We start from the raw sequence: 19624 nt of genomic DNA on the forward strand, positions 1-19624 counted from the left end.
AGTCGCTGCATGGTAAAGACTTACGCCACGGACTGTCAGGGTGCGTGGCGTAATTGCGGCGTGGCGAAATAACTGGTCACGCTTTCGCCGGTGTTGTCGCTGTCGGCCGCGAACACCACACCGAGAATCTTGCGCGGCGCGCTGCCGAAGGCGGCGGTGGCATCGGCGCGCAGATCACGCGACTCCTCCAGCCATTCGCCCAGTGGCGCATCCGGGCCGCGCAGCACGTGCATCTCTACCGTTTCGGTGTAGGCGCTGCGGGCATGGGTGCCGGGTGCTTCGCGGTTATCCCAGACGTAGCTCAAGGTCGCGGCCGGCAGATCGGGGTCGAAGAAGGTGCGTGCCAGGCGTAGCTTCTGCCGGGTGACGAAGCTCAGCGAGTCCAGTGGATAGTCGAGCAGCACATAGACCCGCGCGGCGTAGTCATCGCCCTCGCGGGTGGCGAAGCGGGCCTTGTCCAGTTTTTGCTCAGTGCGCCACTGCCAATTCAGTTGCCAGGCTTGATCACCGGACAAACTCAATGGATGCACCAGTCCGCCAGCGGCGGCATCGGCCTTGATGCGCAGCACAGATTGGCCATCCAGCTCGACCAGCGAGCGTTCAGAGGGTTTGAGTTTGGGAATGTCTGCCAGCTTCCACGGCGTCGACCATTCACCACTCGGCGGCCCGGCAGTCCAGGGCGTGAGTAGGTTCTCCGCCTGGGCCAGCGGAGCGGCGAGGATGAGGCCCAGCACTAAGGCGCGCATCAGCTGCGCCGCCAAGTGTGGAAGCGCTCAACCCAGCGCAGTAGGCCCTGTGGGGCATGCGCTCGCTTCCATTCGCCGGCGGCGTACTTGTTCGCCTCACTCATGGTCGGGTAGCTGTGGATGGTGCCGAGAATCTTGTTCAGGCCCATGTTGTACTTCATGGCCAGCACGTATTCGGTGAGCAGCTCACCGGCGTGCTCGCCGACGATGGTCACCCCGAGAATGCGGTCCTTGCCGGGCTCGGTGAGTACCTGCACATAACCATGGGCGGCTTCATCGGCGATGGCGCGGTCGAGGTCGTCAATGCCGTAGCGGGTGACTTCATAAGCGGTGTTTTGCGCCTGGGCTTCGCCTTCGCTGAGGCCAACACGTGCCACTTCTGGGTCGGTGAAGGTGCAGTGCGGAATCACCCGGTAATCGGCTTTGAAGCGTTTGAACCCGGAAAACAGCGCGTTGACGGCGGCGTACCAGGCTTGGTGCGCGGCCACGTGGGTGAACTGATACGGCCCGGTGACGTCGCCCACCGCAAAAATATTGGGGAAGCGCGTGGCCAGGTATTCGTCGGTTTCCAGGGTGCCATTATCACGCAGCGTCAGGCCCAGTTCCTCGGCGCCGTAGCCGCTGACATTGGCTTTACGACCGAGGGCCAACAGCAGGCAGTCGAAGGCGATGGTGACTGGCTCGTCGGTTTCCAGGTTGCGGGCAATCATCCGCGGTTCACCGTCGACCACCTCAAAACGCTCGGCCTGATGTTGCAGGCGCAAGTCGACGCCGTCGGCACGCAGGCTGGCCATGACTGCTTCGCTGGCATTGGCATCCTCACGGGGCAGCAGACGGCCGCCGCGCTCCACTTGAATCACCTGGCTGCCGAGGCGCTGAAAGGCTTGCGCCAGCTCGCAACCAATCGGCCCGCCGCCGAGCACCAGCAGCCAGCGCGGTTGCTCACGCAGGGTCCAGATGCTGTCGGAGGTGTAGGCGCGGATTTGCTCGAGCCCCGGAATATCCGGCACAAACGGCCGTGCGCCGGCGGCGATGATTAGGTTGCGGCTACTCAATGTTTGTCCGTTGACCTCAACCGTCCAAGGCGTGAGGATTTTCGCCTCACCCTGGATCACCTCGACGCCCAGACCGGTGTAGCGCTCCACCGAGTCATGCGGCTCGATGTCGGCGATCACCCGCTGGATGCGTTCCATTACGGCCGGGAAATCCACTTGCCCTTGCACGCCGGTGAAGCCCAGGGCCTCGCCTTTTTTCAGCTCGTTGGCCAGTTTGGCCGAGCGCAGTAGCGCTTTGGAGGGCACGCAGCCGGTGTTCAGGCAGTCGCCGCCCATTTGGTGTTTTTCGATCAGGCTGACCTTGGCTTTTACCGCCGCGGCGATATACGAGCTGACCAGCCCGCCGGCGCCGGCACCAATCACCACCAGGTTACGGTCGAAGTTTTTCGGTTTGTCCCAGCCGGCATACACCCGACGCGCCTGAATCAGGCCGAGCAACTTGCGTGCGATCAGCGGGAATACACCGAGCAAGACAAAGGCGCCGAGCAAGCCAGGCGAGAGGATGCCGCTCAGCGACTCCAGCTGGCCCAGCTCACGGCCGGCGTTCACGAACACTAAGGTGCCCGGCAGCATGCCGAGCTGGCTGACCCACCAGTAGGTGCGCACCGGCAGCCGGGTCAGGCCCATGGCCAGGTTGATCAGGAAGAATGGGAAAGCCGGCACTAGGCGCAGGGCGAACAGGTAGAAAGGACCTTCGCGTTCGATGCCGGCGTCGATCTTGGCCAGCCGCTGACCAAAGCGTGTTTGCACCCAGTCACGCAGCAGAAAACGACTGCTGAGCATGGCTAAAGTCGCCCCGGCGGTAGACGCGAATGACACCAGCACAAAGCCTTCAAGCAGGCCGAACAGTGCGCCAGCCAGCAGGGTCATTAGCGCCGCGCCAGGCAGCGAAAGCGCTGTGACCGCAACATAGGCGAGGAAGAACACCCCAGCGGCCAGCCACGGTTGAGCGCTGACCTGGGCGTTGAGGGCGTCCTGCTGGGTCTTCAGGGCATCGAGGTTGAGGTATTGGCCAACATCGAAAATAAAGAAGCTGCCTAGCAAGGCGAGAATCACGCCCATTAGGGCGAGTTTGCGAGCGTTCATCAGTTTAGTGTCTCCAGGGCGCAGAGGCTTTGGCACAGGCTAAAGCCGGCCAGCAAAGCCGCTTCGGGGCGGTCTGTGGTGTTGCCGAGAATGCGTGAGCGATAGGACTTGGCGGCCGGGCTATGGGCGGGCCATTGGCGGTCGAAGTCGGCGAGAAAGGCTGGGTGGTCGTAGTTCAGTGGCAGGGCTTCGATAAACAGCCCATCGCGTTGGCAGCGGTAGAGTGCGGCCGGGTGTGGGGTGGTGGCGATGCGGCTGATCAGGCCATAACGACCGCCGCTAAAATTGGGCAGGCCGGCCGCGCCGTTATTGATCAACGCGCCATGCGCAAGGTTCAACGCCACGGCGCTGCAGCTATGGCTGGTGGCCAATACGCGAATGTTCTGCGCGAGCAGCCAGGCATCTAGCTGCTGCTGGCGCGCCGCTGCAGTCATGGCTTCGCGTGAGCAATCCCAGCCAGCCAGCGATTGCTCGTCACCATGGCTAATGGCGATGCGCTGACCACCGACGCTGACTAACGCGGTGCTGGGCCGTGCTGCCAAACGCTCGGCCATACCGGGCAAACCCTGCACGGTGCGATTGAGCTCCAGTTGGATGGCATTGGAGCGTTCGACCACGGCGTCGTCCACGCTCATCGGGTAGGCACAGCCGCAGCCAGCCCCGCTGTTTTCCACGCGGCCCAGTTCGGTTTCGACATTGCCACGCATCGCCAGGTGTGGATTCACGCCCTGTTCAATCTGCTGGAATAACGCGGGCTCACGGTCAAACCAATGGGCATCGCCGTTGAACACCACGCGCGCATTTGGCTCAGCCGCTAAACGTTTCTCCAGCGCGGCCAGTGCCTGGCGGTTGCCGTACAGGCCACCGACCACATACAGGGTTTCGCAGTCGAATAGCGGCGAGCCACTAAAGGCATCCCGCGCCAGGCGGTAGTCCAACGGACAATCACGACCGGCACGCATCAGGCGGCTCCTCGCTGGTGAGTGTTAAACCAGCCGGGGATCAGATAGCCCAGTACACACAGCCCCAGGCCATACAGGTTGGTGCCGAGCAGCAGGGCATATTTGCCGTCACCGATGGCCCAGCTCTGCGGGATCCAACCCAGCGTCAGGGCAACGCCCAAGCCCAGGCCAGTCCAGAAACTCAGATGGAAGCCCATGCGGGTGGGCGTGGTCAGACCATGCAGGATAAACACCGGAGCCAGACCGATGACCATGGTGCCGCTGATGGTGGTGGCCTTGAGAATGTCGGTGCCCGCAATCATCGGCAGATTGCCGAGCAAGGCGAAGACCACCATGACGGCCATGCCGACGCCGATAGCCTTCTGGCCCAAGTCGCGCCCGGCCAGCTTGGGCAGCTCGCGGCCGGCCAGCTTGGCCAGGCTGGAGAAGGTTGAGTCCAGCGTCGAACCCGCAGCGGAGACCATCACCACGGTCATCACCATCAACGCGCCGATGCCCATGGTCTTGGCCAGTGCAGCGGGTACGTTGTCCGAGGCTGCTAAACCAGTGAGTTGCGCATGTACGCCGATCAGGCTGAACGCGAGGATGGCGAAGAAGCCCAGCACGCCGGCAATCACGAACGAGCGGCGCATGGTTTTCTCTTCGCTGATAAAGCCGCGATCGGTCAGTACCGGGTCATGGAAGCCATAACTGAAGGCTTGCAGGCCGGCCACCAGCAGCAGGTCGACGCCGGCATTCAGCGCCCAGTGGCTGGTGCTGGCCAGTTCGCTAGGCGAATGCTGCGGCAGTACCAAACCGAGTACCCAGATCAGCGCGACGATAAAGATTGCCGCCTGCGCCGCATCGGTGAGGATCGAGCTGCGCAGGCCGCCGCGCAGGCTGTAGGCCAGGGTCACGGCGGTAAACAACAGGGCCGCGCCAATAAATTCGAGGCTGCCGGCGTCACCGTAATAGCCGCCGACCACCGCCGTGTTGCTCCACACCTCGTTGAACAGGCGAATCAGGATGGCGGCGGAAAATGCCAACGCCGCGCCACGGCCGTAATGGCTGCTGAGAAAGCTCACCAGTCCGGTAGCCGCATAGCGACGACGTAGGCGGTAGATAACGAAGCCGGTGAGCGGAATCGACAGCCAGTACATGGCATAGGCCAAGCCGCCGATCAGGCCGTAGCTGGCGCCCAGGTTGGCGGCGTTGGTCACCGATTTGGCGAAGATCCAGCTGATAAAAATGCTCGAGGTCAGCAACCAGGGCGCAGCGCTGCGGCCCTGATTGTCTTCACCGTTGAAGAAGCCGCCGAGGGTTACGGCGCGGGGTGACAGGGCCACCATTAGCACGCCATACACCAGCAGAAATCCCCAGAAAAACAGCCCGACAGTGCTGCTCATACGTCTACTCCAGCCTTATTCATTAAGCGCGCCGCCGCAGCTGGAGCCCTGCCCGGCGGTGCAGGCGTAGCAATGGTCTCGGGTAATGATGGGGTTGCCATCGAGGGTGGCGCCGAGCAGGTCGCGCAAGTGCGCGCGCTCGCGGCCAATCAACTGGCCCTGTAGGGGCAACGGTAGCTCAAGCATCTGGTTGAAGTCGCAGTCGTACAGATAGCCCTGCCAGTCAACGCTGACCAGCGAACGGCACATTAGTGAGTCGAGGTTTTCCGGGCGATAGCTGTCGCGCAGCAGCTGCATATAGCCGTTGAACTGGCCCTTGCTGACCAAGGTGCTGCCAAAGCGTGCAATCGGCTGATTGGTGATGGTCAGCAGGTGGTTGAAGACGATGCCGAAATCTTCAGCCAGGTGCTGTTTGTAGTCCGCTTCCAATGCGACTTGCGGGGGCGGCAGGCTGGCACCTTGCGGGTTGTACACTAGGTTGAGAATCAGGCCGCTGCCGGGTTGACCGTAACCGAGGGCGTTGAGCTGTTGCAGGCCGTTGATGCTGGCCTCGAACACACCATCGCCGCGTTGCTTATCGACGTTATCGCGTGAGTAGCACGGCAAGGAGGCACTGACTTCCACGCCCTGCTCGGCGAGGAACTGGGCCAGATCTTCGTAACCGGGCTCGCTGAGGATGGTCAGGTTGCAACGATCGATCACCCGCAGGCCTTCACGGCGTGCGTGCAGCACGATCTCGCGAAAGCGTGGGTGCATTTCCGGCGCGCCGCCGGTGAGGTCGAGGGTCTGCACCGGGTGCGCATCAATCACTTGATGCAGCAGTGCCAGGCTTTCGTCGGTCATCTCTTCGGTGCGGGTGGGCCCGGCATTTACGTGGCAATGCAGGCAGCGCTGGTTGCAGCGGTAGGTCAGGTTGATCTGCAGCGCTTCCAGCGGGCCCCGGCGGATTGCCGGAAAGGCCAGTTGGTCGAGCAATGGCAGCATAGCGTGCACGGTTAACTCCTTATCGCTGGCGCGCCCTCAGGTGCGAGGGGCACAAAGCTGCCAGCTGTTTGTGGTCACTATAGAGAGTGACCGGACACTTTTGTTACGCTGACTCGGCAAGAATAGTGCGCGATAGCTTTACCAGACGTGTCGAGCGCCCTTCCTACAGGCTTCAAGCCGAGCGGCGGACCAGCGGTTCTCAGCTAGAATTGTCTGGCAGCAGACCGCGTCCCATCCGCCATGCTGTACCGAAAATCCCCCTTTGCACGTATGACGAGGCTGCATGTTGCGTCTGTGTACCATTACCTTCTGGCTACTGTTACTGGGGCTGAACAGCGCTACGGTTACGGCTGGGCTGCCCGTGCTGGTGCTCAACAATGAGCAGCTGCAACAGCCCGTGGCGGTGCCGGCTTTGCGTGTGTTGCAGGATGCCAGTGCTGAACTGACGGCCAGCGAGGTATTGCCGCGCATCGCCACGCAAGGCGAGCTGGTGCAGGGCATACCGCAACTGGGCTATTCGGCGAGTGCCTGGTGGTTGGCGTTTGAGCTGGACGCGCCGGCGGCCGAACGCCTGTTGCTGATTATTGATCGCCCTGCGCTCGACGATATCGAAGTCTGGCTGTACAGCCGCGACCGCCTGATTACGCCGTTATACAGCGGCGATCATCGGGCCTTTCTGGCGCGTGGTGAACCCTCGCCGCATGTGATGTTGAGCCTGCCGCGCCTGGGTGCTGGGTCCCATACCGTGCTGCTGCGGGTGCAAAGCGGCTCGATGGTGAGTGTGCCGATCCAGTTGGCCAGCGCCGAACAGACCAGCCTGTTGTTGGCGCAGCATTGGCTGCGCAGCGGTTTGTTGCTGGGCGCCCTGTTGAGCCTGACCCTGTTCTTCATGGTGCGCTTCGGCACCCTGCATGAGCCGCCGCTGCTGTGGTTCTGCCTGACCCTGGCCAGCATAACGCTGTACAACGCCACGCAGCATGGTGTCAGCGACATGCTCAGCGTTGAGTGGGTGTGGTTGCCGATGCAGCTGGCCAACGTGGCCAACCCGGGCATGCTGATTTTCAGCAGCTTGTTTCTGATCAGCGCCTTGAGGCTTGAACTGGGGCGTCTGCGCTGGCTGCGCGATGGTTTATTTGGGCTGATTTTGCTGGTCAGTGGCTGGACCATCCTCAGCTACGGCGGTTACCGCTCTTATCAGACGCTCAACCTGCTGATCATGCTCACCGCTCTGTTCCATGTGCTCCTGCTGGTGCGCGGTGTGCAGCAGCGCCGGCCCTATGCTGTGGGCTATTTGCTGTGTTGGAGCGCGGCATTGCTGTTGATGCTGCTGGTGCCGTTGAGCCGTTCCGGGGTGATTCCCGTATTACCCGGGGTCAATTACCTGCACACCTTTTTGCCGGTGCTGAGCCTGCTGCTGTTTGGCGGCATGCTTGATAAGCAGTTGGAGCAGATCCGCCGAGCGCTGTTACACAGCAAAGCCCAAGCTCAGGGCAATCTGCAGCAATACCAGGCGTTGTTCAGCAGCAGTGGCGAGGGCATTTTCCGCTGTACCCAGAGCGGCACATTGATCGAAGCCAACCCAAGTTTCAGCGCGTTGTTGGCCCTGCCCGACACGCTTGTCGGCTTGTCCATGCAGCAGTTGCTGGGCGCCCAGCACTGGGGTCAATTGCTGGCAGAGCTGGAGGCCGAGCCGACCAGCAGTCTGGAGTGCCAAATGCTCGGCTGCGATGGGCAGATGCATTGGGTGTATTTATCCCTGCATAAACGCCTGACGCATGATTGCATCGAAGGCATGGTGGTCGATCTTAGCGAGCGCCGTGCCTTGGAAGAACGCCTGCATTATCTGGCCGCCCATGACTCGCTGACCGGCCTACTCAACCGCCGCGAGCTGGAGCGCCTGCTGCGCGAGAGCCTCGAGCAGGGGGCCAAACAGCGCTTTAGTCATTTGCTCAGCCTCGACCTGGATCAGTTCAAACAGGTCAACGACTTGTGTGGGCACTCAGCGGGCGATCAATTGTTGCGCCAGTTGGCCAGCCACCTGCAGCATCACTTGCCCGCCGAGGCGCAGTTGGCCCGTTTGGGCGGTGATGAGTTTGCTGTGCTGTTGCGCGACACCGCTAACGATACTGCGCTGCAGGTAGCCGAGCGCCTGCGCAGTGGCGTTGAGCAGTTTGTGTTTACCTGGCAGGGCCGGCCGTTTCGCGTGCAGGTCAGTATCGGTTTACTGGCCATCGATGCTGACGTGAGTGACTGGGAAATCGCGCTGAACTGGGCTGACAGTGCCAGCCAGCAGGCCAAGCACCTGGGGCGCAACCGGGTGCAACAGTTCAACCCAGCCGATGGCGTATTGCTTGAGCATCAGCGTCAGCTGCAATGGATCACCCGTCTGCGTGAGGCCATCGACCAAGGCCACTTCGAGCTGTTCTATCAGCCAGTAATGGCGTTGCAGGGCGAGAACGATGGCTTGCGCTATGAAGTGCTGCTGCGCTACCGCGACCCGCACAGCGGCGAGTGGATCAGCCCTGGGCAGTTTCTCGGGGCTGCCGAGCGCTACGGCTTGCTCGGCGCCATTGACCGCTGGGTGGTGATGCACTTGCTGCAATGGCTGGCGGATAACCCGAGGCATCTTGAGCAGTTGGTGCAGGTCAATTTCAACCTCACGGCCAGCTCGCTGCTTAATCCACACTTCCATGAAATGCTGCACAGCGAACTGCTGCGGCTTAATCTGCCGGCGCACAAGCTGTGCATCGAGGTCACCGAGATGGTGGCCCTGGGCGAGCTGGGCATCTCCGCGCAGTGGATTCAGCAGCTGCGCAGCCTTGGCCTGAAAGTGGCGCTGGATGATTTCGGCAGCGGCTTCGCCTCCTACGCCTACCTGCGGCATCTGCCGCTGGATATCGTCAAAATTGATGGCAGCTTTATCAGTGGCATCGAGAACGACCCGATCAATCAGGCCATGGTCAGTTCGATGCAGCAGATTGCCCGACAGCTGGGCCTGAGTACCGTGGCCGAGTTCGTTGAAAGCCAGGCCACCCTCGATTGCGTGCGCGGGTTGGGGCTTGATTATGCCCAAGGTTATTTTATCGACCGGCCGCAGCCGCTGACGCAACTGGCCGACAGCGCGCAAAATGACGTGCCGCTGCAGTGGGTGTTTGATCGGCCTTAATAGTCGTTACGGCTCTACTGTTCCGCTTAGGTAACAGCTCAGTGCAGGCCGGTTGCGGGTAATTCAGGCTAAAACTATGGGTGTACAGCCTGCGTGTGGTTGCATCGAAAAACGATCATTTCCGAACGCATGCAGCTTGTTCCAACAGCCGTACTGACTGCATCTAACATAGGTACAGCACGCACAAGGGTGTATTCACCTGTACCGCCGCAGACCCCATCAATAGTTTTGAGCGCTTCACTTCTTGCAGAGCCACTTATTAAACCGGCATTGCAGTAAGAGACGTGCCCCGTTGGCTTGATCACTTTCCCGGAGTTCTCAAAGTGCTCGCGTATCTCTGAGGGCGTAAGCATCGTTGCAATCGCCCCGTCCGCCGTCATGGCGGCTTGTTCTTCTGGGGTATAGAGATGGACGTTTTGGTTGCTGGCGCAACCTGTAAGTAGGGTGGCAGTAAATAAAGTAGCGATAAGTAATTGAGTCTTCATTTTGCTTTCCTGGTGCGCGGAGCAAGAGTTAGGTTGAAGTAAGGTGCATGCGACATGCGCTGTAAGTTGAGCGCTAAGTGCGCCAATTTTCTTATGGCCCTGCGCTATTTTGCGCATTGTTGAAGTTGCTGGATCACGGGGGCGGCATCAGCCCATTGCAGGGTCAGCACTGTTTGCCCATCAATCGACAGATTAAAGCGTTGCTTATCGCGCATGCCTTCTAGTGCAGCCGTGAGCCCAGGTACGGCAAATGCAATCGCCCCGATCTTTCTTTCAAACCTGTAGCTGAACACCTCTACGGTCTGTGCCGGCTCGTCATCTTGCTGCAGGGTGAGCTGTATTTTCTTTACGTTTTTAGGGGTGGGCAGGCCGGTACCGTAAAAGATCAGCCAGGCATCTGGCTTGGGTTGTTGAAACCCGAGAAGGCTGACAACACCTCCGTTTTGGCCATTGTCTGCTCGGGTGAATTTGGCAAAGGTTGCCACGCACAGCTTGCCTTCCGGGGTGGTACTGGACGCGGAGTACCAGACCCCTTGAGCTATTTCCTGAGCAATCGCCGCATCGCGCTGATTTTTTTCGGCTTGAAGCCTTTGCAGTTCTGCTACTTCTTCGGGGCTTCTATAGACCACCGGTACGGGGTTTTTCGGGCCGAGGGAATCGAGGTAATCGTTCTTCTCACGTATCCAGTCGTCCATGCTGTATTGGTACGGGGGGCTGCAGCCGTACCCGTCGTACTGCATACCAATGGGGCAGGCAGCTGCCGTAAGCGGCAACGACAGCGCGCTGAGAAACAGCGTTGTGAGCCTTTTCATACGGTGTGCTCTTGCATCACTGCACGCGCTCGGCATAACTGCATGCTGAATAGTAGATATCGCAGTGAGTTGTTTTCTGCTGGCAATTACTCAGCGCTGTTTCTTCCGCATCCTGCACGTCGGGCGAGCGTGCCCACAGACTGCCTGCATCGCCCCAGGCGACTGCGACGCATTGGTTGTAATAAGCGATTTGGAGCTTGCAGTTCTTGTCGCGGGATTGGGCTTGGCAGTCGGACATCGCCTGCTGCTCCGCGCTTTCTCGCGAACCCATACCCGCTGCAACCCCAAGGGCACCATTAGCCGTTGCAACCGCGCCCCAGCGTGTTTCCAGCTGGGGTTCCGGTTCTTGCGCGCCATCGGCTCCAGGCCCCATCGGCGCACAGCCTTCCCAGCCGGCGCTACCGCCACCAATTGGAAAATAGCCATCTGGACAGCGCCCTTCTGCGCGGGCATCTGCATGTACCAACAGAACAAACAGCAGAGGCAGGTAAGGCAATAGTTGTTTCATGGCATCAACATCCAAACGATTGACCGCTCAAATCATCAATACGGTTAGGCGCACCTCCCGCTCAGCACTTGGCCGCGCCGCGCTGAGTGGGAAACCTGAGCACTTAGCAGCGACCTGCCGCCTGCAGTAGAGCATTGCAGGTGCTGCCGGAATTGTTATTGCGTTGCCCGCTAGCGGCTGGGGTGCCGGCCATGGCCGTGCAGATGGCGTCCGAATGCGGTATCTGGCCAAAGCTCATGGCCTTCTGGAAGCCGGTGGCCGAATACATGTAGCAGCGGTAAGTGCCGCCGTCCTTGGTTTTTACGGTGTAGTTGATGCGCCCGCCGGTTTCTTCACTGCGATCGCTGATGGTGAATTGGCCCGTGGGTTGGCCGATGGCTTGAGCGGTACGCTGCTCTAGGCCGCTCTGGTTAATGGTGGCGGCGCAGCCGGACAGCAGTAGCACAGCAGTACTCAGAACGGTGATTGGACGAAGGTACATGGCAAGCTCCAAGGTTTTCTGTGGGTGCAACATAGGGACGGACCAGCAGGTCCGGGTGGTGAAATTGATCAATTAGGGCGGGTGGTGCAGGCGTTGATCACCTGGCCGTCGGTGGGGCATCTGGCTTGCGCGCCACGATAAACACCCGCCAATCTTTGCCCTTGCTGCCATGGCGCTCGACGGCAAGGATTTCCAGACCTTGCGCGGTCATGGCCGCCTGTAACTGGCTGGCGTCGAAACACAACACAGGGGGCGCCTTGCCGATGGCACGCATCAGCGGCAGGGCCAGCTTGGGAATCAGTGGGTTCATCTCATTCAGGCAGGGCGTCTTCGAGATCAGCAAGCCGCCTGGCTTCAAGGCATTGATGGCCGAACTCAACGCGAGCGATAGATCCGTCACTAGATGCAGCAGATTGAACGCCAGTACGGCATCGTAGGCGCCCTGCTCGGCCACGGGGGCATCGGCGTCGGCCAACCTGAAGTGCAGCTGTGGCATGGGTTGGCTGGCGAGTTTCGCGCAGACGATGGTAATCATCTGCTCGGATACATCGGTGGCTACCAATCGCCGCGTTCTCGGGGCGAGACGCAGGGCGGTAGTGCCTGTGCCGCAACCGATCTCCAGCACCTCATGCTCTGTAGACAGCAAATCCTGTACGCGCTGCATCGTCCGCTCGTAACCGGCCAGGTCGGCAATCGGATCATTCGCATACTTACGCGCAATCCGGTTCCAGAAGTGTGCTTTGTGGGCCATGGCAGTGGCAGCGGCAGCGGTAGCTGAAGGTTCAATACGCTGGTCGCCGGTCGAGGTGGTGGGTGCGTGCATGGGGCGCGTCCTGTGCATGGAGGTAAGGCGAGGGCCAACAACAGTGCGGATGCTATCCTTGCGCACCACTACGGGGTATTGCGATAAATTGCAGACAACATATGCATTTACGTATGGATAAGGTCGACTGGAACCAGCTGCGCGCCTTTCTCGAAACGGCAGAGACCGGCTCGCTGTCGGCGGCCGCGCGTAAGCTCGGGCAGTCGCAACCGACCCTCAGTCGCCAGGTCGCCGCCCTGGAGTTGGCGCTGGGCGTGACCCTGTTCGAGCGGGTCGGCAAAGCCATGGCGATCACCGCGACGGGGCTGGAGTTACTCGGCCATGCCCGCGTGATGGGCGCGGCGGCGCATGAGCTGGGCCTGGCTGCGGCCGGGCGCTCAGAAGAGGTGGAGGGTGTGGTGTCCGTGGCCACCAGCGACGCGGTGGCGGCGTACCTGATGCCGAAGATCCTCCTGCATATCCGTCAGGCAGCACCCGGCATCCAGGTTGAGGTGGTCGCTTCGGACGGGTTTAGCGACCTATTGCGCCGTGAGGCCGACATCGCCATCCGCCATGTGCGCCCCGAACAACCAGAGCTGATTGGTCGGTTGGTCCGGCAGAGTTCCGCCTGCTTCTACGCGTCCGAAAGCTGGGTGCGCGAACATGGCCTACCGCGTACTGCTGAACAGGCTTTGCAGCACGACTTTATCGGCCTGGACCGCACGGGCCACTACCTGCATCACCTGCGCGGCCAAGGCCTGCTGCTGAGTAGCACGAATTTTCGCAGCTACGCAGACAACTCCGTGACCTACTGGGAAATGGTTCGTCAGGGCCTAGGTATCGGCGCAATCATGGAGGAGATCGCGCGGGAAACCCCGGGCGTGGTTCGCGTGCTGGAGGATGTCCCCGGCTTCTCGCTGCCGATCTGGCTGGTCACTCATCGCGAGCTGCACACCGCGCGGCGTATCCGCATCGTCTTTGACCTGCTGGCCGAAATCCTGGCGTAGCCCTTCGTGACAGCCACCGCGGCTGCTAACGAGCATGCGCGGCGTTTTTATCGCCGTGATCGCGGCGAGTTCGTGCCCGCAGGCTAATCAACCGACGCCTGTGCTGGGCTACCCTGCTGGGCATGCTCGCCAACCAAAAAGACCCGCCGAAGCGGGTCTTTTTTACTGCCGGGCTAATGCCCAGTCATTACGCCAGTTCGTCGAAGCACTCGGCGATAATTGCCAGGCCACGGTCGAGCAGCGCGTCTTCGGCGGTCAGGGGTACCAGTACACGCAATACGTTGCCGTAGGTGCCGCACGACAGCAGGATCAGGCCCTTGTCACGCGCCTTGGCGACGATCTGCCCGGTCAGCGCGGCGTTGGGCTTATGCACATCACCGCCTTCGCACAGCTCCATGGCAATCATCGCGCCGAGGGCGCGCACTTCGCCAACGGCGTTGTGCTTGGCCTGGATGGCCTTGAGCCCAGTGACCAGACGCTCGCCGACAGCCTTGCAGCGATCCAGCAGCTTCTCTTCTTCGAACACTTGCATCACGGCCAGAGCCGCGGCGCAGGCAATCGGGCTGCCGGCGTAGGTGCCGCCCAGACCGCCTGGAGCGATGGCGTCCATGTATTCAGCCTTGCCGCACACGCCCGCCACCGGGAAACCGCCGGCGATGGACTTGGCGAAGGTGGTCAGGTCGGCAGCGACGCCCATCTGTTCCATGGCGAAGAAGGTGCCAGTACGGCCGGCGCCGGTCTGCACTTCGTCGGCAATCAGCAGAATGCCGTGCTGATCACACAGGGCACGCAGGCGCTGCATAAAGTCTTTCGGCGCGACGTAGAAGCCGCCCTCGCCCTGCACCGGCTCGATGATGATCGCGGCGATGTCTTTTGGCTCGGCGTCGTTCTTGAAGATGCGCTCGATGCTGGCAATCGCGTCATCCGTGCTCACGCCGTGCAGGGCGCACGGGTATTGCGCGCGGAAGATACCGCCGGGCATCAGGCCCATGCCAGCCGAGTAAGGCACCACTTTGCCGGTCAGGCCCAGGGTCATCATGGTGCGGCCGTGGTAAGCACCGGTGAAGGCGATTACGCCGGTACGGCCGGTGGCGGCGCGGGCGATCTTGATCGAGTTTTCCACGGCTTCGGAGCCGGTGGTGACCAGCAGGGTCTTCTTGGCGAAGTCGCCCGGCACCTTGGCATTGACCTTCTCGCACAGTTCCACGTAAGGCTCGTAGGCCAGTACCTGGAAGCAGGTGTGGGTCAGCTTGGTCAGTTGCTGCTGTACGGCAGCAATGATTTTCGGGTGCAGGTGGCCGGTGTTGAGCACCGCGATACCGCCAGCAAAGTCGATAAATTCGCGACCTTCAACGTCGGTAACCGTAGCGTTCTCCGCATGGTCGGCGAAGATCGGGTGGATCTGGCCCACGCCGCGTGGAACGGCAGCGGTGCGGCGTTGCATCAACGATTCGTTAGTCTTGCTCATGGTGTCCTCATTCGCCGGTTAATCTCGGCGTCGTTCAAGGATGTGTACCGACGACGGCCTGGCAGTATTCGATGATCGGCTGCCACAGCGCGCCTAGGTACAGGTCTGTTGGTTTCTATACAGAAGATGCAGCGCTCTCGTGCACCTTCTGCGAGGTCTATACCGCCTAGCGTTTAGATGCTTAGGCAGAGGTATTTGATTTCCAGATAATCCTCAATGCCGTACTTGGAGCCTTCGCGGCCCAGGCCGGAGGCTTTTACGCCGCCGAACGGTGCGACTTCATTGGAGATCAACCCGGTATTCACCCCGACCATGCCGTACTCCAGGGCTTCCGCCACACGGAACACGCGGCCCATGTCGCGGGCGTAGAAGTATGAGGCCAGGCCGAACTCGGTGTCGTTGGCCATGGCGATCACATCAGCTTCGTCCTTGAAGCGGAACAGCGGTGCCAGTGGGCCGAAGGTTTCTTCCTTGGCCACGGCGGCGTTGTTCGGCACGTCGACCAGAATGGTCGGCTCGAAGAAGCTGCCGCCCAGCGCATGCGGTTTGCCACCGGTAAGCAGCTTGGCGCCTTTGCTCAGGGCATCGGCGATATGTTCCTGCACCTTGGCCACGGCTTTGTCGTCGATCAGCGGGCCGGTGGTGGTGCCGTCATCCAGACCGTTGCCGATCTGCAGCTTGGCTACCGCAGCGGCCAGCTTCTCGGCGAAGGCGTCGTACACACCGTCCTGGATGTACAGGCGGTTGGCGCACACGCAGGTCTGGCCGTTGTTGCGGTATTTGGAAATCAGCGCGCCTTCGACGGCTTTATCCAAGTCGGCATCGTCGAACACGATAAACGGCGCGTTGCCGCCCAGTTCCAGCGAGACCTTTTTGATGTCCTTGGCGCATTCGGCCATCAGCTGACGGCCGATTTCGGTGGAGCCGGTGAAGCTCAGCTTGCGCACAATCGGGTTGCTGGTCAGCTCGCTGCCCACTTCGCCGGCGCTACCGGTGACCACGCTGAACACGCCTTTAGGAATACCGGCACGCTCAGCCAGCTCGGCCAGGGCCAGGGCGGAATAAGGTGTTTGCGAGGCCGGCTTGAGCACCATGGTGCAACCCGCTGCCAGCGCCGGGCCGGCTTTACGGGTGATCATCGCCGCTGGGAAGTTCCACGGTGTAATCGCCGCAGTCACGCCGATTGGCTGTTTGATCACGATCAGGCGTTTGTCTGGCTGGTGGCCGGGAATCACGTCGCCATACACGCGCTTGGCTTCTTCGGCGAACCACTCAAGGAAGGAGGCGGCGTAGGCAATTTCGCCCTTGGCTTCGGCCAGCGGTTTGCCTTGCTCCAGCGTCATCAGACGCCCCAGGTCATCCTGGTTTTCGATCATCAGTTCAAACCAGCGACGCAATTTGTTGGCGCGATCTTTGGCGGTCAGGGCACGCCAGGCCGGCAGCGCACGGTCGGCCGCTTCGATGGCGCGACGGGTTTCTGCTGCGCCCATCTTCGGCACGCTGCCGATAATCTCGCCGGTAGCCGGGTTGTTAACCTTGATGGTCTGGCCGCTGTCGGCGTCCAGCCAAGTGCCGTCGATATAAGCCTGCTGACGGAACAGCTGGGTGTCTTTCAATTGCATGGCAGTCTCCTCAATTCCGACACCCTGGCATCGGTACGTGTCATCGAATGCGCCGCACCACTTATGCAGCTACGGCTTAATCATGGGGCTCATACTGCCGATGGGCGGGCACAACACGTGGGCACGCACGATTTCAGCAAGAGCGTTTGAAATCTCAAACGAATCCTAGGGTCACAAGGGGTAAAGGGCAATAGTCTGTTCGAAAAAATTAACGGGATATTGCCCTTGTTCAAGGGTTTTATGCGAATAGGCAGCTGGCTGCCGATTTGCGTGCAGAATCACGAACAAGCCGCGGCATGGACGCCCGGCAGCGACATGCGTATGATTGCGCCCGCGCTGCACCAGTAGCTCAGCTGGATAGAGTACTGCCCTCCGAAGGCAGTGGTCATGGGTTCGAATCCCGTCTGGTGCACCATATAAAACAAGGGCTTAGGTGAAAACCTAGGCCCTTTTTGTTTGTCATGTGCCTCCGCTGTATTCATTTTTCCCTCATATAAATAGCCACTCGGAACCTATCCACCGCAGATTGACCAACGCCCTCACCTGCTGGGCATTCGGGCTCAACGCGTGTTCAGCTCGCTGTATAGCTCGGGCCGGCGATCAAGCAGGTAGCGATTGGCCGCTCGCGAGTTGTTCATTAACTGACGATCCAGCTCGCCGACAATCAGCGCTTCATCGAGGCCGGCCTGGGCGATGCGGCTGCCATCCGGTGCGGCAATGCTGCTTTGGCCGCAGTAATGGATGTCGCCCTCGTTGGCGCAGTAGTTGGCGTAGGCCACATAGCACTGGTTTTCGAACGCGCGAGCCCGCACGGTGACGTCGGCAATAAAGTCGTAGGGAATCATGTTCGCCGTTGGCACCAGGATCAGTTCGGCACCGGCCAGGGCTAAGCGTCGGGCGTTTTCCGGGAACTCCAGGTCGTAGCAGATGAGAAAGCCGAGCGTCCAGCCATTGAGTTCGATCAACGGGCAAGCATTGATCCCGGCACTGAACATCGAGTGGTCCAGTTCGCCGAACAGGTGCGTCTTGCGGTAGTTGCCCAGGCGCTCGCCATGGGCGTCGATCAATTGCACGGCGTTGTAGATCTGGCCGTCGTCGGCGCGTTCGGGGTAGCCATACACAATGGCGAGCCCCAGCGTTTTGGCGATGTCGGCGATCTGCTGGGCTGACTCACCGTCGCACGCTTCAGCCAGCCGGCTGACGGCAGCGCTACCGATGTTGTAGCCCGTCAGGAACATTTCCGGCAGCACCAGCAGGTCCGCGCCTTTGGCTTGCAGCGCGAACTGCTGCAAGCGCTGCAGATTGCCGGCGACATCCAGAGGCTGCGGCGGGCATTGGTAAAGGGCTACGCGCATGGCTGTTCCTTTTACTCGGGCAGGGCAATCGGGCCGATTTCGTTGAATACGTCGCCGGGGCCCGGGTTTTCGGCGTGAGTGGCACCGCCGAAGTGTTTCATGATGCCCCACACTGCGTTGAGCGAGGTCTGTACTGCGCCTTCGACCCAGGCTGGCGTCCATGACACATCGTCACCGGCGATAAAGATGCCGCGTTGTTCGGCGGGCATATCGTCCTGCATAAAGTGTGCGTACATGCGCTGGTTGTAACGGTAATGGCCGGGCAATGCGCCCTTGAAAGCACCGAGGAAGTGCGGGTCGGCTTCCCATGAAACGGTGATCGGGTCGCCAATGATGCGTGCTGCGATGTCGACCTTCGGGTAGATTTTTTTCAACGCATCCAGCGCCAGCTTCACGCGCTTTTCCACGGGATGCGGGAGCATTTTCAGCGCATCACTCATCCACGAGTACGACAGGCAAATCACCCCGGGCTTGTCGTCGCCGTTGTCGAACAGATAAGTGCCGCGAGTCAGGCGATCGGTGAGGGTCATGCTCATCAGGTCGCGGCCGGTTTGCGGGTCCTTGTCCTTCCAGAATGGGCGGTCGACCATCACGAAGGTTTTCGACGATTGCATGTAGCGGGTGCGGTCCAGGGCCATCCACATTTTTTGCGAGAACAAGGTTTCGTCGCATTCGATCTGGGTGGTCAGCAGCCAGCTCTGGCAGGTGGTCAGTACGGCGGCGTATTCGCGGGTATCGCCCCAGTTGTCGGTGACGGCGAAACGGCCGTCTGCCGCGTGGGCAATTTTCTTCACGCCGGCACGCGGTGCGCCGTTGTGCAGGCTGCTCAGGCTGGTGCCTGCTGGCCAGTGCACGCAGCGCTCCGGCACATGCCGCCAGATGCCCAGCGGCACCTGCTCGACGCCCCCGACTACCAAGTGCTGGTGGTCATCGCAGTTGGTCATCACCACCCGGAAGATTTCCAGCATCGAGTTGGGGAAGTCCGAGTCCCAGCCACCGGTGCCGAAACCGACCTGGCCGAATACTTCGCGGTGATGGAACGAGAGCTTGGCGAAGGCTTTGGAAGTGGCGACGAAATCATAGAAGGTGCGGTCGTCCCACAGCGGCACCAAGGTGTTCCACAGCTCTTTGAGGCGTGGCACGTCACGCTCGCGAATCGCCTGCTGGATATCGGCGAACTGCGAGCCGGCTTCCAGGGCATCAGCCCAGGCATCAGCCACTTCCTGGAACAGCGCTGGGAGGTCTGCCAGCTTTTCGGCGTAATGGGTTTTGCCTTCAAGGTCGATGACGGTGCTGCCCGAGGCGGGCGTCAGCGGGTTGGGGAATGGCTTGGTTTCGAGGCCGAGTTTGTCGACGTAGTGATAGAAGGCGGTGGACGACACCGGGAAGCGCATGCCGCCGAGCTCGGCGATGATGCCTTCGGCACCGTTGAATGCTTGCGAGCGCAAACGCCCGCCCATTTTCGAGGCTTCATAGACGACGGGCTTGAGGCCCATTTTCATCAGTTCGTAGGCGGCCACCAGGCCGGCGATGCCCGCGCCAACAATCGCGACTTCGGCGCCATGGTTGTGCGCAGGAATACTGCCCAGGCCCGCCGGGTGTTCGATCCAGTCGTCAAAGGCGAACGGAAAGTCCGGGCCGAAGATGGTGACGGGTTTCTTGCCGTCTGCGGGATGGCGATTCTTCGTGTTCATGGCTGA

At 60.9% G+C, this 19624-nt stretch carries 16 protein-coding genes and 1 tRNA gene; 3 read left to right on the top strand and 14 right to left on the bottom strand.

Annotation, left to right across the window (positions count from 1 at the left end; translation table 11 throughout):
* Positions 1–35: 35 nt before the first annotated feature.
* From D8779_RS07785 to arsS, 5 genes are read right to left on the bottom strand one after another with little or no spacing between them, the layout of a single operon-like run.
* Positions 36–746: a DUF3047 domain-containing protein gene (locus tag D8779_RS07785; protein ID WP_136663844.1), complete on the bottom strand. Its 711-nt coding sequence runs from the start codon at positions 744–746 to the stop codon at positions 36–38.
* Positions 746–2887 (bottom strand): FAD-dependent oxidoreductase, encoded by a 2142-nt coding sequence (locus D8779_RS07790; RefSeq protein WP_136663845.1) that lies wholly within the window; start codon positions 2885–2887, stop codon positions 746–748. The genes D8779_RS07785 and D8779_RS07790 overlap by 1 nt, the downstream gene beginning before the upstream one ends.
* Positions 2887–3849 (bottom strand): hypothetical protein, encoded by a 963-nt coding sequence (locus tag D8779_RS07795; protein ID WP_205895790.1) that lies wholly within the window; start codon positions 3847–3849, stop codon positions 2887–2889. Before D8779_RS07795 ends, D8779_RS07790 begins: the two co-directional genes overlap by 1 nt.
* Complete coding sequence (locus D8779_RS07800) at positions 3849–5234, bottom strand: sodium:solute symporter family transporter (RefSeq protein WP_136663847.1); 1386 nt, start codon at positions 5232–5234, stop codon at positions 3849–3851. The genes D8779_RS07795 and D8779_RS07800 overlap by 1 nt, the downstream gene beginning before the upstream one ends.
* 15 nt (positions 5235–5249) lie before the next feature.
* Positions 5250–6218, bottom strand: a complete 969-nt coding sequence (gene arsS, locus D8779_RS07805) for an arsenosugar biosynthesis radical SAM (seleno)protein ArsS (RefSeq protein WP_205895811.1) — start codon at positions 6216–6218, stop codon at positions 5250–5252.
* 283 nt (positions 6219–6501) lie between these two features.
* On the opposite strand from arsS, the gene D8779_RS07810 reads away from it, so the two are divergent.
* The gene (locus D8779_RS07810; protein ID WP_136663849.1) at positions 6502–9384 is read left to right on the top strand and encodes an EAL domain-containing protein; all 2883 of its coding nucleotides are present in this window, start codon (positions 6502–6504) and stop codon (positions 9382–9384) included.
* Between the two features lie 74 nt (positions 9385–9458).
* Here D8779_RS07810 and D8779_RS07815 read toward each other — a convergent pair whose 3' ends face one another.
* The 5 genes from D8779_RS07815 to D8779_RS07835 form a co-directional block, all read right to left on the bottom strand.
* Positions 9459–9869, bottom strand: coding sequence for a hypothetical protein (locus tag D8779_RS07815; protein ID WP_136663850.1), 411 nt, complete (start codon positions 9867–9869; stop codon positions 9459–9461).
* A 104-nt stretch (positions 9870–9973) separates the two neighbouring features.
* Complete coding sequence (locus tag D8779_RS07820) at positions 9974–10681, bottom strand: hypothetical protein (protein WP_136663851.1); 708 nt, start codon at positions 10679–10681, stop codon at positions 9974–9976.
* A gap of 16 nt (positions 10682–10697) precedes the next feature.
* Positions 10698–11189: a DUF4189 domain-containing protein gene (locus tag D8779_RS07825; RefSeq protein WP_136663852.1), complete on the bottom strand. Its 492-nt coding sequence runs from the start codon at positions 11187–11189 to the stop codon at positions 10698–10700.
* Between the two features lie 103 nt (positions 11190–11292).
* Complete coding sequence (locus D8779_RS07830) at positions 11293–11670, bottom strand: hypothetical protein (protein ID WP_136663853.1); 378 nt, start codon at positions 11668–11670, stop codon at positions 11293–11295.
* 97 nt (positions 11671–11767) lie between these two features.
* Positions 11768–12493: a class I SAM-dependent methyltransferase gene (locus D8779_RS07835; RefSeq protein WP_136663854.1), complete on the bottom strand. Its 726-nt coding sequence runs from the start codon at positions 12491–12493 to the stop codon at positions 11768–11770.
* Between the two features lie 113 nt (positions 12494–12606).
* Between D8779_RS07835 and D8779_RS07840 the strand changes: the two genes are divergently transcribed.
* Positions 12607–13479, top strand: coding sequence for a LysR family transcriptional regulator (locus tag D8779_RS07840; RefSeq protein ID WP_136664462.1), 873 nt, complete (start codon positions 12607–12609; stop codon positions 13477–13479).
* Positions 13480–13666: 187 nt separating this feature from the next.
* On the opposite strand, the gene gabT is transcribed toward D8779_RS07840, so the two are convergent.
* Together gabT and gabD are read right to left on the bottom strand one after the other, a co-directional pair.
* Positions 13667–14947 carry a 4-aminobutyrate--2-oxoglutarate transaminase gene (gabT, locus tag D8779_RS07845; RefSeq protein ID WP_136663855.1) on the bottom strand — a complete coding sequence of 427 codons (1281 nt, stop codon included), beginning with the start codon at positions 14945–14947 and terminating at the stop codon, positions 13667–13669.
* Positions 14948–15120: 173 nt separating this feature from the next.
* Positions 15121–16569 carry an NADP-dependent succinate-semialdehyde dehydrogenase gene (gene gabD / locus D8779_RS07850; protein WP_136663856.1) on the bottom strand — a complete coding sequence of 483 codons (1449 nt, stop codon included), beginning with the start codon at positions 16567–16569 and terminating at the stop codon, positions 15121–15123.
* Between the two features lie 338 nt (positions 16570–16907).
* Between gabD and D8779_RS07855 the strand changes: the two genes are divergently transcribed.
* Positions 16908–16984: transfer RNA gene (locus tag D8779_RS07855), tRNA-Arg, on the top strand.
* 145 nt (positions 16985–17129) lie between these two features.
* Here the strand turns inward: D8779_RS07855 and D8779_RS07860 are convergent.
* Both D8779_RS07860 and D8779_RS07865 read right to left on the bottom strand, forming a co-directional pair.
* A complete protein-coding gene (locus D8779_RS07860) occupies positions 17130–17924 on the bottom strand; it encodes a carbon-nitrogen hydrolase family protein (RefSeq protein WP_136663857.1) in 795 nt (264 codons plus the stop codon).
* Positions 17925–17935: 11 nt separating this feature from the next.
* Positions 17936–19618 carry a flavin monoamine oxidase family protein gene (locus D8779_RS07865; protein WP_136663858.1) on the bottom strand — a complete coding sequence of 561 codons (1683 nt, stop codon included), beginning with the start codon at positions 19616–19618 and terminating at the stop codon, positions 17936–17938.
* Positions 19619–19624 lie beyond the last annotated feature (6 nt).

It is taken from the genome of Pseudomonas leptonychotis (genome assembly GCF_004920405.1).
In the GTDB taxonomy this organism is placed as follows: Bacteria; Pseudomonadota; Gammaproteobacteria; order Pseudomonadales; family Pseudomonadaceae; genus Aquipseudomonas; species Aquipseudomonas leptonychotis.

Excerpts from the sequence above, each read along its gene's own strand:
- D8779_RS07785 (WP_136663844.1), bottom strand. The coding sequence starts at position 746 with ATGCGCGCCTTAGTGCTGGGCCTCATCCTCGCCGCTCCGCTGGCCCAG.
- D8779_RS07790 (WP_136663845.1), bottom strand. The coding sequence starts at position 2,887 with ATGAACGCTCGCAAACTCGCCCTAATGGGCGTGATTCTCGCCTTGCTA.
- D8779_RS07795 (WP_205895790.1), bottom strand. The coding sequence starts at position 3,849 with ATGCGTGCCGGTCGTGATTGTCCGTTGGACTACCGCCTGGCGCGGGAT.
- D8779_RS07800 (WP_136663847.1), bottom strand. The coding sequence starts at position 5,234 with ATGAGCAGCACTGTCGGGCTGTTTTTCTGGGGATTTCTGCTGGTGTAT.
- arsS (WP_205895811.1), bottom strand. The coding sequence starts at position 6,218 with ATGCTGCCATTGCTCGACCAACTGGCCTTTCCGGCAATCCGCCGGGGC.
- D8779_RS07810 (WP_136663849.1), top strand. The coding sequence starts at position 6,502 with ATGTTGCGTCTGTGTACCATTACCTTCTGGCTACTGTTACTGGGGCTG.
- D8779_RS07815 (WP_136663850.1), bottom strand. The coding sequence starts at position 9,869 with ATGAAGACTCAATTACTTATCGCTACTTTATTTACTGCCACCCTACTT.
- D8779_RS07820 (WP_136663851.1), bottom strand. The coding sequence starts at position 10,681 with ATGAAAAGGCTCACAACGCTGTTTCTCAGCGCGCTGTCGTTGCCGCTT.
- D8779_RS07825 (WP_136663852.1), bottom strand. The coding sequence starts at position 11,189 with ATGAAACAACTATTGCCTTACCTGCCTCTGCTGTTTGTTCTGTTGGTA.
- D8779_RS07830 (WP_136663853.1), bottom strand. The coding sequence starts at position 11,670 with ATGTACCTTCGTCCAATCACCGTTCTGAGTACTGCTGTGCTACTGCTG.
- D8779_RS07835 (WP_136663854.1), bottom strand. The coding sequence starts at position 12,493 with ATGCACGCACCCACCACCTCGACCGGCGACCAGCGTATTGAACCTTCA.
- D8779_RS07840 (WP_136664462.1), top strand. The coding sequence starts at position 12,607 with ATGGATAAGGTCGACTGGAACCAGCTGCGCGCCTTTCTCGAAACGGCA.
- gabT (WP_136663855.1), bottom strand. The coding sequence starts at position 14,947 with ATGAGCAAGACTAACGAATCGTTGATGCAACGCCGCACCGCTGCCGTT.
- gabD (WP_136663856.1), bottom strand. The coding sequence starts at position 16,569 with ATGCAATTGAAAGACACCCAGCTGTTCCGTCAGCAGGCTTATATCGAC.
- D8779_RS07860 (WP_136663857.1), bottom strand. The coding sequence starts at position 17,924 with ATGCGCGTAGCCCTTTACCAATGCCCGCCGCAGCCTCTGGATGTCGCC.
- D8779_RS07865 (WP_136663858.1), bottom strand. The coding sequence starts at position 19,618 with ATGAACACGAAGAATCGCCATCCCGCAGACGGCAAGAAACCCGTCACC.